At 36.5% G+C, this 14,060-nt stretch carries 17 protein-coding genes; 5 read left to right on the forward strand and 12 right to left on the reverse strand.

Features of this window, described 5'->3' with window-relative positions; all coding sequences use genetic code 11:
* Nucleotides 1-29 precede the first annotated feature (29 nt).
* Nucleotides 30-788: an NRDE family protein gene (locus tag AC1FXZ_RS05305; protein WP_480051665.1), complete on the reverse strand. Its 759-nt coding sequence runs from the start codon at nucleotides 786-788 to the stop codon at nucleotides 30-32.
* Nucleotides 789-987: 199 nt separating this feature from the next.
* Between AC1FXZ_RS05305 and AC1FXZ_RS05310 the strand changes: the two genes are divergently transcribed.
* The 4 genes from AC1FXZ_RS05310 (at nucleotide 988) to AC1FXZ_RS05325 (ending at nucleotide 5,047) form a co-directional block, all read left to right on the forward strand.
* Nucleotides 988-1,992, forward strand: coding sequence for a toxic anion resistance protein (locus tag AC1FXZ_RS05310; protein WP_480051666.1), 1,005 nt, complete (start codon nucleotides 988-990; stop codon nucleotides 1,990-1,992).
* Nucleotides 1,993-2,020: 28 nt separating this feature from the next.
* Nucleotides 2,021-2,923, forward strand: a complete 903-nt coding sequence (locus AC1FXZ_RS05315) for a hypothetical protein (protein WP_480051667.1) — start codon at nucleotides 2,021-2,023, stop codon at nucleotides 2,921-2,923.
* A gap of 95 nt (nucleotides 2,924-3,018) precedes the next feature.
* Nucleotides 3,019-3,966 carry an MBL fold metallo-hydrolase gene (locus AC1FXZ_RS05320; RefSeq protein WP_480051668.1) on the forward strand — a complete coding sequence of 316 codons (948 nt, stop codon included), beginning with the start codon at nucleotides 3,019-3,021 and terminating at the stop codon, nucleotides 3,964-3,966.
* 100 nt (nucleotides 3,967-4,066) lie between these two features.
* Nucleotides 4,067-5,047, forward strand: a complete 981-nt coding sequence (locus AC1FXZ_RS05325; RefSeq protein ID WP_480051669.1) for a DUF2777 family protein — start codon at nucleotides 4,067-4,069, stop codon at nucleotides 5,045-5,047.
* 86 nt (nucleotides 5,048-5,133) lie between these two features.
* On the opposite strand, the gene AC1FXZ_RS05330 is transcribed toward AC1FXZ_RS05325, so the two are convergent.
* From AC1FXZ_RS05330 to AC1FXZ_RS05345, 4 genes are all read right to left on the reverse strand, one after another.
* Entirely contained in the window at nucleotides 5,134-6,597 is a 1,464-nt protein-coding gene (locus tag AC1FXZ_RS05330) for a PH domain-containing protein (protein WP_480051670.1), read from the reverse strand.
* Nucleotides 6,590-7,066, reverse strand: coding sequence for a PH domain-containing protein (locus tag AC1FXZ_RS05335; RefSeq protein ID WP_480051671.1), 477 nt, complete (start codon nucleotides 7,064-7,066; stop codon nucleotides 6,590-6,592). The genes AC1FXZ_RS05330 and AC1FXZ_RS05335 overlap by 8 nt, the downstream gene beginning before the upstream one ends.
* Nucleotides 7,067-7,175: 109 nt before the next feature.
* Nucleotides 7,176-7,391: a hypothetical protein gene (locus tag AC1FXZ_RS05340; protein ID WP_480051672.1), complete on the reverse strand. Its 216-nt coding sequence runs from the start codon at nucleotides 7,389-7,391 to the stop codon at nucleotides 7,176-7,178.
* 12 nt (nucleotides 7,392-7,403) lie between these two features.
* Nucleotides 7,404-8,531, reverse strand: a complete 1,128-nt coding sequence (locus AC1FXZ_RS05345) for a conserved virulence factor C family protein (protein WP_480051673.1) — start codon at nucleotides 8,529-8,531, stop codon at nucleotides 7,404-7,406.
* 172 nt (nucleotides 8,532-8,703) lie between these two features.
* On the opposite strand from AC1FXZ_RS05345, the gene AC1FXZ_RS05350 reads away from it, so the two are divergent.
* Nucleotides 8,704-9,426: a metallophosphoesterase family protein gene (locus tag AC1FXZ_RS05350; RefSeq protein ID WP_480051674.1), complete on the forward strand. Its 723-nt coding sequence runs from the start codon at nucleotides 8,704-8,706 to the stop codon at nucleotides 9,424-9,426.
* A gap of 5 nt (nucleotides 9,427-9,431) precedes the next feature.
* On the opposite strand, the gene AC1FXZ_RS05355 is transcribed toward AC1FXZ_RS05350, so the two are convergent.
* The 7 genes from AC1FXZ_RS05355 to AC1FXZ_RS05385 form a co-directional block, all read right to left on the reverse strand.
* Nucleotides 9,432-9,851, reverse strand: a complete 420-nt coding sequence (locus tag AC1FXZ_RS05355) for a TlpA disulfide reductase family protein (protein WP_480051675.1) — start codon at nucleotides 9,849-9,851, stop codon at nucleotides 9,432-9,434.
* A 63-nt stretch (nucleotides 9,852-9,914) separates the two neighbouring features.
* Nucleotides 9,915-10,352: a BrxA/BrxB family bacilliredoxin gene (locus AC1FXZ_RS05360; protein WP_480051676.1), complete on the reverse strand. Its 438-nt coding sequence runs from the start codon at nucleotides 10,350-10,352 to the stop codon at nucleotides 9,915-9,917.
* 23 nt (nucleotides 10,353-10,375) lie between these two features.
* Entirely contained in the window at nucleotides 10,376-10,711 is a 336-nt protein-coding gene (locus tag AC1FXZ_RS05365; RefSeq protein ID WP_480051677.1) for a thioredoxin family protein, read from the reverse strand.
* A 114-nt stretch (nucleotides 10,712-10,825) separates the two neighbouring features.
* A complete protein-coding gene (locus tag AC1FXZ_RS05370) occupies nucleotides 10,826-11,086 on the reverse strand; it encodes a DUF2524 family protein (RefSeq protein WP_480051678.1) in 261 nt (86 codons plus the stop codon).
* A 52-nt stretch (nucleotides 11,087-11,138) separates the two neighbouring features.
* Complete coding sequence (gene rnz / locus AC1FXZ_RS05375) at nucleotides 11,139-12,062, reverse strand: ribonuclease Z (RefSeq protein ID WP_480051679.1); 924 nt, start codon at nucleotides 12,060-12,062, stop codon at nucleotides 11,139-11,141.
* Between the two features lie 207 nt (nucleotides 12,063-12,269).
* Nucleotides 12,270-12,899 (reverse strand): YitT family protein, encoded by a 630-nt coding sequence (locus AC1FXZ_RS05380; protein WP_480051680.1) that lies wholly within the window; start codon nucleotides 12,897-12,899, stop codon nucleotides 12,270-12,272.
* A gap of 242 nt (nucleotides 12,900-13,141) precedes the next feature.
* Nucleotides 13,142-14,047: a chemotaxis protein gene (locus tag AC1FXZ_RS05385; RefSeq protein ID WP_480051681.1), complete on the reverse strand. Its 906-nt coding sequence runs from the start codon at nucleotides 14,045-14,047 to the stop codon at nucleotides 13,142-13,144.
* Nucleotides 14,048-14,060: the final 13 nt, after the last annotated feature.

The raw sequence follows: 14,060 nt of genomic DNA on the forward strand, positions 1-14,060 counted from the left end.
AATTATTTTTCTATAAAAACGACTTCACTCTAAATTGTTAAATCAACTTTCTTTAACAATTTCGCATTAGGTCCATAACCTTGCTCAACAATTCGAATACTGCCATTCCGGTGAAAAAGGACAATTGTAGATGCACGAGTTCCATAATGTTTTCCTTTTATAAAGATCGATGATAGCCTCCGTTCGACTTCTAAGTCGAACCCGGTGTTTGGAAGATGTTCATCTTTAGCTAATTCATCATCTTTAAGTATCGCTATGCATTCAGTAATCAATTTTTCTTCATCCGTTGAATTTCGAAAAATTTTATGAAGATTTTCTTTTATCTTTATAGATTTGGGCCAGCTAGCATTTAAGTACGCATTGCTAATTACATGTAGACCTTTAGTTAATTCCTCCGTTTTAGAGCGATTTGAAGAATAATACCACTCGTCCCCTTCACCGATAATTAAGTTATACCCCTGATATTGTTCAGATTGACTTTCAAGCTTTTTCAGAAATGACTTAGAATCTAAATGTTCAGTTAAGTAATCGGTTACTAACTTCCCTCGAGATTTTGGGTTTTCAACCTCTCGCAATTCCCTGACATTAGTTACTGCAGCAAGCTTCCCTGCTTGAGTAACTCCAAGCCAAGTTCCACCTTTTTCAAGATCACGGCCAGCGATAATGTCGTTTTCATCCCCCCAAACATGAACTCGCTTCGTTTCACGGTGAAAGAATTCATCTCTATTGCTACACAAAATCAGGTTATAATCAGAATGTACATCTAGTCCTAAAGCTAATAAACACACATTTATCACATCCTTATAATAACTACCTAGTAATTACGCTATATGTTTAAAGTTCTTGTCACCCTTCTTATTTTCAAATAGACAATGATTGTATTCATCGCTAAATTCCATCATAATATTACATAACCTGAAACGAAAATAAAGGATAAACGTATCATAAATAGTTACATTATAAACGAAGATCTATAGGAGGTAAAAAATGAGTGAACCAAGCAACAATTCAAAGAACGTCTTAGATCAATATAAACAAAACGAAGATATCTCACAGCTTTTGAAATCCCTAGATTCATTAGGAGAAGAGGAACAACAAAAAGCCGGTGAGTCTCTAGAAGCCCTAAAAAGACCAGTGAAAGAAATGATGAAGGACCAATCGAATCAATTACCTACTCAACTTCACCAACTAAAAGAAACGGTTAGTCAACTTGAACCAAGTCATTTAAAAGCAAGTCAAACTAGAAAATGGATCAACAAATTGTTACGACGTAATCCGATAGAAGAATACGCACGTAAATACCAAACCGTCGAAGCTCAGGTTGAGAATATCGTTGAAAATTTACTTAGTGGGAAAGACAAATTACAAGAAGACACTCTCATGCTCCATCAACTAAAAGATGTTGCGAAAGAACGTATAAGTAAATTAAATGAACAGATCAATATAGGTAATCAGTTAAATGAAATGCTCGAGCAAGAGATGACAAAAGAAGAGTGGGTAGATAATCCAAATGAAATAAAAAAAGGCCAATTAAAAGTTGTTTCTCGCGTAAAAAATATGTCTCAAGCAGTCATGGTTCTCCAACAGTCTTTGGCTTCTGTTGATTTAATCGTTGAAAACAATGACAAGCTCGAAGAAGCAATCTTTAATGCGATTACTATGACCAAAAACGTTATTACTGTTTCTGCTTCTATTCAATTGGCATTATCCAATCAACAAAAAGTTATAAAAGCTGTAAGAAATGTAAACGAGGCAACAGAATCTATGCTTTTATCAAATTCTGAACTACTTAAACAAAATACAGAAGAGACGTTAAAAACACTTGAAGAACCTGCAATTGCAATTGAATCATTTAAAAAGGCATATAATAATGTTTTTGAAGCGATTGAACTAACAGAAGAATCTAACAAACGCATTGTAAAATCTGGTCAAGAATTCATTATCGAACTAGAGTCTTTAAACAATGAAATGAAAACGAAACTTCTTCAATAATGTACCTTAGAAAGAAAGGAGGGTTTCGATGCAATGGGCAGATAAAGTTAAGCTGCTTTTTACTCCAGCACATAAAAAGCCAGTTGAAGATCACTTAATTAAAGATTCCACTACCAGAAACATGATAAAAGATGCTGAGGAGCTACTTAGTAGAATTGCTAAAAATGCTCCTTCCTCCAATAAAAAGAAAACAGTACGTCGAAAACAAAAAGAATGGGTAATCAAAGTAAAAGTTACCCACAAATTTATTTCCGTTGTGTTGATGGACCAGAAACATTCCACATCACCTATAAAAAAACGTTTCGTCATCACATGCTATCGAAAATATATGAAAGCTAAAAATGGTATCGGCATTTGTAAAGAATCATCAATACGTTATATGAAAGATGGTCGTGCTCAAATTCGTTCCATACGTGAATCTCCATTGTTCCATAGCTTGTTCTATAAAATTCATCAGCTTGATTTAGCATATTCAAATGATCTACTTGGAACCGAACAGCCTTCTAGAGAATTACTTAAAAATCAACAAACACTATTAAAAGAAGCAAACACTAATGATGTAACATTTTTAATAGAGGAATCCAGACGCTACATCCAAACCGTAAAACAATTTTCAGTGGATCCACTTATCGAAAGCAGATTACACCGAATTATTCAGCAGGCTGAAAAATTGCAAAATGACTTCACTCTACTAGATTTTGAAGAACGACATATCGTGAGACGTATGTTCAAAGAGGACATCCCGTCAATCCTTAATACATATTTATCGCTCTCACCACAACATCAATTAGTACACAAAGAAGAACTTTATGTCGCTTTATCAAAAATGGAACTAGCACTAATTCGCTATGTAGAACGTTTGGAACAATTGCGCGTAGATCGTATGAATCACCTCCTTAAATTACAGTCCTTAAGATATGATAAACAATAGTTTTTTCGTAAATTTCAAAATGAAGCTTGCCACTTTCCTAATAAATACTTACACTATTTGTAAGTGTTTTCTTTTTTTACAAGGAGGAAAAAGATATGTCCAACATTACAAACTTTTCATCTGATATTTCTTTAATTGATGGGTTTGACTTAGGTCTCTCCAATCGAACAGGAACATACGTTCTACACGCTGAAAGACCAACGCTAATTGAGAGTGGACCATCGCCTTCCGTTACGCATGTATTAAAAGGTTTAGAAACATTAAATATCGACCCTAGAACCATTGAATATCTCATTGTTACACATATCCACTTAGACCACGCAGGTGGTGCAGGTTTGTTACTCAAGCACTGCCCTAATGCTAAACTTGTTGTCCATCCTAAGGGAGCCAGACATTTGATTGATCCATCTCGTCTTATAGCAGGAGCAAAAGTAGTTTATCAGGAGAAGTTTGATCAATTGTTTGATCCTATTATTCCGGTTCCAAAAGAACGAATGATTATTAAAGAAGATTGTGAAACATTACAAATAGGTCCAAATAGAACATTGTACTTTTACGATACTCCTGGCCATTCAAACCATCACTTTTCCATCTATGATAATTACTCAAAAGGAATTTTCACTGGAGATACACTAGGCGTTCATTATGAATTACTTGCACAAGAAGGGCATCACTTTGTCCTCCCTTCCACATCTCCTAATCAGTTTGATCCTGAAGCCACTCTTAAATCACTGAAAAAAATTGAAGATTTAAAGGTTGAGACTATTTTCTTTGGGCATTATAGCGCATCTAATGAACCAGAAACAGTCTATAAACAGATTAGAAAATGGCTACCTATTTTTGTTTCTATAGGGCATTCTGTTTACAACGAACAAGGTAATTACCTAGACCTGAGTAATAGGTTATTTTTGCAAGTTCAACAAGAATTAGATACCATGAAGGTTCCTAGAAGTCACTCTATCTATAATCACCTTCATCTTGACTTAGAAATTTGTTCAATGGGAATCCTTGATTATTTTCAAAAAATGAATAAATCTAAATAGTAACCTTAAGTACCGACCGTGTTACTTGCGAAATAAATCCACTCTTAGCTATAATAGGAGAATAGAATTTGCCTACAACACTGTAGAAGTGAGGGGTTTTATGGATCGTAAACAAGCACAATCAATTATAGGGAAGATTGTAAAAATAGAAGAAGGTGAGTCCGGAACCTATTTTGGCGAACTACTAGATATAGTTACAGAACCCAAAAAACCTTGGAGAGGAATTGTAAAAATATTAGGTGTCTTGAATGTTCCGATTTTATTTGATAATGAGAATGAAGTGAAGCTAAAACCTTTTCAATATGAGAAAGAAGAAATCATTGAATGTGAGGGAATAAAATTATCTGAACTGCAGATAAATGACACCCCCTCATATGACCAAAGTGTCATTACTTCCATAAAGGATCGACATGACCAATTTCAAAACGAGATTGAACTACTGAAAAAAAAGCAAGAAGGCTTATTAGGGTTTTTAGCTAGTTCTGGTTTACGTATGGATTTACTAGATCAACCAACACTGCACTCTAGCCATATTACATACACGTTTCATCATGATGGAGATCGTTTTATTTTAAGAGATAACAATGAGGATCGTCTTGACTTAGAAGGATGCCCTTTCACAATCTCTTGGAACGCAGAAGGAGAGCAAATGTCAGGTCACTACGTAGGTAACGGAACTTTTGTATCATCAAATGGTAATCGGTATTCTCCAGAAGAAGGTGCTCTCTTTACAATTAATAAGGAGCAATTTGACCCATATGTAATTTTGCGAAATGAACTTGAACCTGCAGCTTTATCCTCACTAGAAACAACACTAGGTCATTTCCAAGTTTCTCATGACGATATAATCGACTGTCATAACTCCTTGTTGGCACAATTGCTTCACAAAGATAAACAAAAAACTTATCAGGGTGTTAACTTTTTAAAGTATCAAGGGAAAGATGGAATTGTTTTTGTCCAACACCATTTTGAACGTTCACTCCACAACGACAAAAATGATAAGATTTATGACCGCTTTGAATTTACAACTGAACTAGGGAAACGTTCAATCGCTACCTATACAAATGAATATTCCTTTTAATATAACATGAGGTTGCTCAAAAACCAGTATTCACCTAGTCACAGACCACACTACTCCCTGGTGAGACAACCTCATTTTTGCTTTTACTAGTTTTCTTTTTTTAATCTGGTTGAATACCAGAAAAGCATTTTATTGGCTTCAGCTTGATCAAGATCTACAGCAGTAAAGGATTTCCCCACAACACTTGATAGCACTGAGAATCGAAAACTAGCTAGATTTTTCCTTCTTTGAAAATAGGATGAATGTAATTCAGCGGATTGTATTTTCGTTTTTTTCGAGATCACAATCATCTGACTTATTTTCCTGTACCGAATCCATAAATGAGTATCATTAAATCCGGATCCAGCATCCTTATATTGTAAATATCCGAATAATAAACAAATGACAACCAATATAAAGCCATAATAGCCTATTGAATTAACGAACCAGCCGAATGTAATCGTAGCAATAATAGGTATATATGAAGCGCGAATAAAAAATCGTATCAATGATCTTTGGGGAACTGAGTTAACCTTAGCCGACAAAGCGTAATTCGGTAGGATCTTAGTCATGACTTCAACCATTTCTTTTTCTTTTACTAAAGGGAACAGTACGGTTGATAATTGCTCATCATCGGTCCCTCCACCCGCACTCTCAACGTACACTGCACCATAACCAAAAGGTTGTCGAAAAACATTACGAACAACACGAACAGCCGTAACTTTATCCGTGTGGATCGTTAATTGCCTCTGTTCAAGTAACCCTCTTGAAATGACTAACTCATTCCCGTATTTCTCAATCCTAAATCCACCATATTTTATTACAGTTCCAATAAAAGATATCATCCATGATACAAATATGACAAACACAACGATTGAAAAGACGATCCACAGCCCAGAACTTGCAAAGAATCCAAACATACGTTCATAGATGGTCTCAGGTAGAAATTGTTCAACTTGACTGAATAACGCTGCAACAGCTGAAACTGTAAGACCAATCCCACTTGATGTTAAAGCAGCAATAATTAAATTTCTAGTTTTAAGCTTCCAAGTATAGTCCACTATTCTTTGGTCTGAATATTCAAAGTTGCTCCCTTCTTCCAGCTCTTCTTCATGAGGCACTGCAATATGGTTCTTTCGTAATTCAGCTTTTATTTCCTCTGCTTCTTCACGGCTGATTGCTATTAAGTTAACTTCCGGTTCAGCTCCCCCTCCAGCTGTCTCAATTTTTAATTTCACAAGGCCAAACAACCGTTGAAATATTCCAGCAGTTATATCTATACTTTGTACACGTTGCTGTTGAATATATCGTCTTTTTTTAACAAAGATCCCTCTTTGTATGTAGAGCTCTCCCTCAACAAGTCTGTACTTAAATGTAAACCAATGAAGGATCCCGTTAATAATAATAAATAGTAGAATAGCAAGCCAAATATATTCGAATCTAAAAAAGCCGGTCGATTCCCCTGTATTTCCTAAAAAGAAACTTAAAACCAAAGGAATCAGAAAACTTCTTAATGCCGTTAAAAACGAAACAAAAATAGCTGCAACATGTAACCGTTTAAGATTATTCATCTTCTGCCACCGCCGCTAGCTCAGCAATTCGATCGCGTAATTCATCTGCTACCTCTGTTGTTAGCGAAGGGATTTGATGAACAGTTGCAGCAGTCGAGATCGAAACAGCTGCCAATTTATACCTTCTTAGTAATGGACCTTGTTCCGTGTCAACATGCTGTACACGTGACATGGGGATCAATGTTCGTTTAACGATAAAAACGCCACGTTGCAAGTCAATCTCATCTGCTAACACATCATAGCGCCATCGCTTCCAACGTATTGGTGGTAGAACAAAGACTGTTATAAGGGTATAAATGATATATCCCCCTATAAGCAACCAAAGGATCCAAATCGGTATTTGAAAAAAATAAACAATAAGACCATAACCAATAGGCACTAAAGCGATAATAAGACTCTCAAAAAACGCTTGAAGTCTCCATGCAGGCAATGCTTTTTTTGATAATGATTGTGATGGTTCGAGTCGCAAATCTAACCCTCCTGTTACAAAACACTTTTAATTTGTAAGATCATTGTTTAGAGGTTGCCCAAAAGAAACTCCTTTTGAACAACCTCTCTTGATCGTTAACCATTTAGTGTTAGTCTTCATCCTCATCAGTTACATAAATAATCGTAACACCTAAATCCTTTAACAAGCTAAGTAAAGCACCATTCAACGTTGTGTCATATACTAAACCAATTGATTCAACCAATTCTAACTCCTCAAGTTGGCCGGCTTCAGCGTCTTCAATTAGTTCAATTATGTCCTCCATTTTATGTTTTTTAAGTTCTTCTAAGACTTCTTCTTTTGACAAGTTCTTACACCCCTAATCGTTATTTTTTCTTGATTCGGTCATTTGTTTCCACACTGAACCTTTGGCTTGTTCACCACCTTCAATTCTTCCAAGAGCCATTTTTACTTGCAGCGATACCTCAAATTCAGGATCAGACTCTGCTTGCTTTAGTGCTTCAATCGCACGCTCATCTCCAACTTCATACAAAAACATAGCTGCACGCCAACGAACTAATTTATTTTTATCTTCTAGAGCTTCTATCATTGAAGGAATAGCTTTTTCATTACCAAGGTCTGACAAGCAGTCACCAGCTGTACGACGGACCGTTACGGAAGGGTCCTTTAATGCCTTATATAAATAAGGTAAAACTTCTTCTGTCTCGATCATTCCAAAATAAACCGTAGCAAGGCGACGAATAGATGCTTTCTCATCGTTAAGTGCTTTTTCCAAAACAGGAATATCTTTTTCCTTCGGATCCATGCGCTCGAGTATCGCATACCGGTCACGCCAGTCTTCTTGCTCAAGCATATCAAGAGTCACATTAATAAAACGTTCTCGTTGTGCTGCTTGTATATCCTCAGTGCCATTAGCCATCGCTATAAGACCGTTTAACCGTTCAGTTGTATAAGCAGCCGATAATTCATCAGCTACTTCTTTTGCCACATCATCTAATTCACCATATCGCACGCCTTTTTCTACCCATTTACGTTCCATAACAACATTATCGTCAGGCTTTTGCGCTTTTGCAACAGCGTCAACAAAGCGATCTGGTAACCCTTCTCTTCTCTCTTGCTCACCGTCCGTCAACTTAATTTGCATCGGGATTCCTTTAAAAGTTTGAACAAATACATTTACCTCACCGAAATGATCGTTCACAGTATTTTGGTCAGAGGCTGATTCAACATCTTCTCCAAAGACCGTACGAACTTGTGGGAGAATTACTTTCCAATCTATTTTAGGGTGTCTATCGATCGCTATGAAATCTGCAACATGATAGACTGCCTTTACTCCTTCAATTTCAAATAAAGCTTTTATATAGGATGGTGCTTCATTTTTATTTTTTTCGGTGTAACTATTTCTTGCACTTTCACCAAGACTTTCACTCAATGTTAATTTCATTGTATTGGGACTTGGTGTTGGTTCAATTGATGTAATATGCATTATGATACCTCCAGTCACATTTTCTACCTCTTTGATCTTATCATAGCACTAAAATAACTGCCATTCACAGGGCTTATACCTCCTTTTTCGAATGTAAAGAGAAAAAAAACGATTTAAGAACATGAAAATTGGAGCTTGTCTGTTATAATAGATATAAAAGGGAGGTTTTTCAATGAGAATAGCTTTTTTGTCTGATATACACGGAAACGCCACTGCATTAGAAGCGGTTTTGCGTGATGTAAGATCACAACAAGTAGATAAGATTTGCTTCCTAGGTGATCTGTGCTTCCGTGGTCCAGAACCAAAACGCGTACTAGAAATTGTACAAAACCTTGAGGCAGACGTGATAAAAGGGAATGCTGATGAATGGCTAGTTCGCGGAATTAAACAAGATGAAGTTCCTGAAAGCGCTTTTGAAATTATGCAACAAGAGCGAGATTGGACATTACAACGATTGAACGAAGACGATTTAACATACTTAAAGAACTTACCAACGGAATTAGTATTACAAGATGGATTAGATTCCATTGTTCATGCATTTCATGCTACACCAACTAGTTTATTTGATGTTGTTCTTCCCGATCAAACGGCTGAAATTGAGAATAACCTCATGCAGCGTGATGATGCTGATCTATATGTATATGGTCATACCCATCAGCCATTTATTCGTTCGTTACATGGAAAAAATGTTGTCAATACGGGTAGTGTCGGTATGCCCTTTGACGGACACCCCCTTGCCTCTTATTTAGTTGCCGAGATACAAGAAGGTAGACATCGTCTTCATCTAAATCGTGTTCCATATAATAGAGAGCACGTAGTCGAAATCTACAAGCAAGGTGGCTATCCGAATATTGAAACAATGGGACGAGTTATTTTTTATGGTGTTAGACCCTAAAATGGTTAAGTAAGCAATGATGTTACACCTTTCATAATATCCATTATGGTTGCCTTATCATGATACATGAAGGCAACCTCTTTTCTATTGTTAATGAGTATTGTTGTCGGTACACCCATGCATTGATAAAGATCGTAAACACGTGTTCCTTCATCGACTAATACAGGAAATGTATATTCATGTTTCTCTAAGAATGTAGATAGATCTACATCAGGATCACGTCCTGTTACATGGACCATTACCATTTCCATTTGATCTGAATCCATCGATTGATATAAATGTTGTTTTGCTTGCAAATCTCTTTGGGAATCAGGGCACCATGATGTCCAAAATGTAAGCATCGTCACCTTTTTCGTGACATTATGCAGAGACCAATTTTCTGCTGTATGTAGTTGTCTTAAATTAAAATTAGGAGCTTGTTTCATATCGATCATCCTTTATAAATAAAATATGGTGACTCAGTTTAGTTTGAGTCACCATGGATAGATTTATTTAGAGCAATGCTCATTATATGCTTGAGCTAAATTACGAATAATATCCTCAGGTGCCGCCCCTTCGATATGCTCCCGTGGGATAAAATGGACAACTTCTTTTCCTTTTAACAATGCCATAGAAGGTGAAGATGGAGGGATTTCAGCAAAATATGAACGCATTTGTGCTGTTGCCTCTTTGTCTTGTCCTGCAAATACCGTAATTAGTTGATCGGGTGTCGTGTCGTGTTGTAGTGACGTGACAGCAGCTGGACGAGCTAGACCAGCTGCACATCCACAAACAGAGTTAATCATAACTAATGTCGTTCCTTCAGCTTGCTCCATATATTGATTAACCTCTTCAGCAGTTGTCAACTCTTTAAAACCATTTTCTGTTAATTCTGCTCGCATCGGCAAAACAACTTGTCGCATGTATTCTTCATAAGCCATTGACATATTTCTAATCTCCTTTCAGTATGCTACTTTTTTGGTATGGACGATGTTGCTGCATAGGGCTTTAGAGCATTATGGATATAAGCGATCGATCGAAAAGCATATATCCGTTCAACACCTAAGCCTTTTTGAAATAAAAGTAAACATGGTACACTCTTGATCTTCCATTTTTGAGCAAAGTCTGGTGAATGATTGATATTTAGAGAATAAAAAGGTATTGATTTATATGTCGATTCCATGATCGTCATCATTTGCTTAGCTAATTTACACGTCCCACATAAAGGTGTATAAACAAAGACAATCGTTATCGGATCACGCGCGATCAACATATTCTCCAGTGTGCCGCTTGAAATCTCTTCCATATTATTCCCCTCATTTCATCACTTCCTATTTTACCAGAAGTTGACGAATGATGTATAGGGTCTGTTCCCACATAGCGTAACAAAGCGAGCATCTTTTCAGATGCTCGCCGTCTGTTACCTTTTTAAGATAAAGCGATTTTGCAATTGACGAATTTGAATTTGAGTGCGATATAGCTGGTCTCTTTGTTCAGGGGTTGCGGCATGCATTAAAGCATCTAGTTCTGATCCTAATTCTTCTAAATGAATTTGTGTTTGTATGTAATCTTCAGGATCACCTGCCTGAACTCGCTGAGAATCAGCAAATGTTTTTTGAGCTTCTTCAAGTGATGCTTCTGCCTTTTCTAAAAAGTGTTCAAGATTTGTGCGCTCTGTCATGACCATTCCTCCTAAAGTTGTTTGAGCCTTGATCTTACTTTGCGCAACTAAATCATTCGTTATGCATCAACCTATAAACCATAAAATCATGAGCAATCAGTGACTTAGAAAAATAGGACTTCGCTTCCTTTTCTAACTCCTTTTCCTCTCCCACATAGCGTGAGCTAATATGGGTAATAATTAATTGGTTTACACTTGCTCGCTTTGCAATAGTTGCTACATCTGGAATCGTCGAATGTCCAAATTGCTCTGCATGCTTTTTTTTCTCAGCTAGAAATGTCCCTTCATGAACAAGTAACGTTGCATTTTCTGCGAAGGAAACCATCTTTGCTAAAGGTCTCGTATCACCAGCGATTACTAACGTTCTTCCTGCTTTTTTATTTTCAAGATAATCCAAACCGTTAATAGTTTGACCATCATCAAGTTCGACAACTTCTCCTCGTTTAATCTTTTGATAAACCGGACCAGGTTCAAGACCGATCTCCTGAAGTTTTTTAACTTTTAGTGAACCAGGACGGTCTGCTTCCTTAATTTTGAAAGCAAAACTCGGCATGACATGATCTAATTCCAAAGCTTCAACACTTATTGACTCATCTTCTAAGATGAGTCCCTCCTGAACAATCACATATTCAATTGGGTAAGACAAATAAGAACGCGATACCTCAAGTGCAGTTTGCACAAAATTTTCTGTCCCTTCAGGCCCATATATAACAAGTGGTGTTTTCGCACCTTGCGCAGAACGTGAACATAACAGACCTGGCAGACCAAATATATGATCTCCATGAAGATGGCTAATAAAAATCCGGTCAATCTTCGTTAGCGTAATTGGACTTTGTAATATTTGATGTTGTGTGGCCTCGCCACAATCAAATAACCATTGTGTGCTTTTCCTTTGGAGAAATCGAACAACCAGTCCACTAACATTCCGATCTTTCGAAGGGAGTCCGGAACCTGTTCCCAAAAAATGTAATTCCATATTGTCACCTATTCTGTATTAATCTACTTCCTAAGCCTACACTTGATCAGTATAGCACGTAAACAAATTTAGTAAAAACATCCTTTTTTACATATAAAAAAGTTGACTCATAAACGAGTTTCTGATCTATGGACCCACAGAACTAGTGTATATTACAGACACTGCCAGTCGAATAAATCAGACTCACTTTGAGTCAACCTCTAAAAGCTAAGATTCTTGAGCTTGTTCAGAAGAGAAATTTTCATATTCTGGTTGCTCAGTCATTTTAATAGGAGATTTTTTGTAACGCCCTATAATGCTACTAGCAACAAAGATAACAAAGATAGACCATATTGCATTTTTCCAACCTACTAACAGTCCAGCAAATACAATTATTAATAAGTCAGAGAAGAAGATCGTAATTCCTCTATTAATCTTCCATTTCTGATCTAGATATAGAGCTAATATATGAATGCCTCCGAGCGATGAACCATTATTCAAAACAAGTGTAACTCCAAAACCAATCATTAACCCTGCTAAAATCGTCGATAACCAAATTGGGATAGAGACAAATTGAATCATATCTAGACTATCACGAACAACCGAAATCCCAATAATGGACATAAAGCTTGATATCGTAAACCATTTTCCAAGTTTTTTTAATGACATCCAGAAAAACGGAAGATTCACTAGGAAAAACAGCACACCCCACGACCACGAGCTTATAAATGTTAATACAGTCGCAAGCCCTGCTGTTCCTCCAAAAGTAAGTTCATGTAACGCTAATAACTTAAGGCCAAATGATGTAAGAAACAAGCCTAGTATAACGAATGAAACCATTTTTAATCTAGCTTTCATCTATCACCTCTCCTTTTCTATTACTACCATACGAAAAAAAAGAGAGTTGGTCAATGTATATTAATGAATTCTTATTCATTCGAATAATTTAAAATTTGTATCTCAAGAGCGTTTTGAACATTATACTAAAAGAAAGTATACATACACCATACATTATTCAATAAAAAAGAGAACGACACAGGAGGAAGCAAAAGGGAATAAACATTCCATTTCATTTCCAGCCTATATCATCCTCAAAAAGCTTATAGAACTAATTGATCAATCGTCTCTATTAACTTAACGATCTCCGGCTTACTTACTTGAGCATCTGCTCCTACAACCTTCCCTTTATGAAAGAGCTCTTTTGAAATAAGTGACGAGAAAATAACAACAGGAATATTCGACAAGTTCTGCTCTTCTTTAATTCTCTTCGTTAGGTGGTGTCCATCCATTTTGGGCATTTCTAAATCTGTGATAACAAGTTGAACCTCATCACTCACATTAGACTCAGTTGCAAGATTGTCTAGGTAATCCCATGCAGCCTGGCCATTATCAAAGAATGTAACTTGATCATACCCTGCCTCCGATAACGTTTCTTGCAGCAATTTTCGAAGCATCGTGGAGTCCTCCACGACGATTAATTTTTTCATACTTCTTTCACGATTACCTAACATTTTTACTTTGTTGATATTAATTCCTTTATCAGGATTAATATCAACAACAATTTTTTCAAAATCAAGTAACAAAATCATCTGACCATCCATTTTAACAATGCCCGTTGCCGAGCTTTCTAAGCCTTGCGAAAGATCTGTAGGCTTTTCAATTTGTTCCCATGAAATGCGATAGATTCTTGAGACATTTTGAACTCGAAATGCAACTTTCATTTGATTTAACTCAGAAATAATAAGCTTATCCTGTTCTGGTTCAATTGACGATGCAATCCCAAGTACTTTATTTAAATTAACAACCGTCAACACTTCATCTCTTATCCTAATAATACCTTCTATGTGATGATGGCTATTTGGCATTGGTGTGACTATAGGGGCTTGAATGACTTCTCTTACCTTTAGGACATTAATTCCAAATGTCCCTGTCCCCACTTGAAAAACAATAACCTCTAATTCATTTGTCCCACTTTCAAGTAAGATTCCTTTCTGTTCTCCACTCACCCGTATTCCTCCA

The organism is Halalkalibacter sp. HAAS-P014 (genome assembly GCF_056619965.1).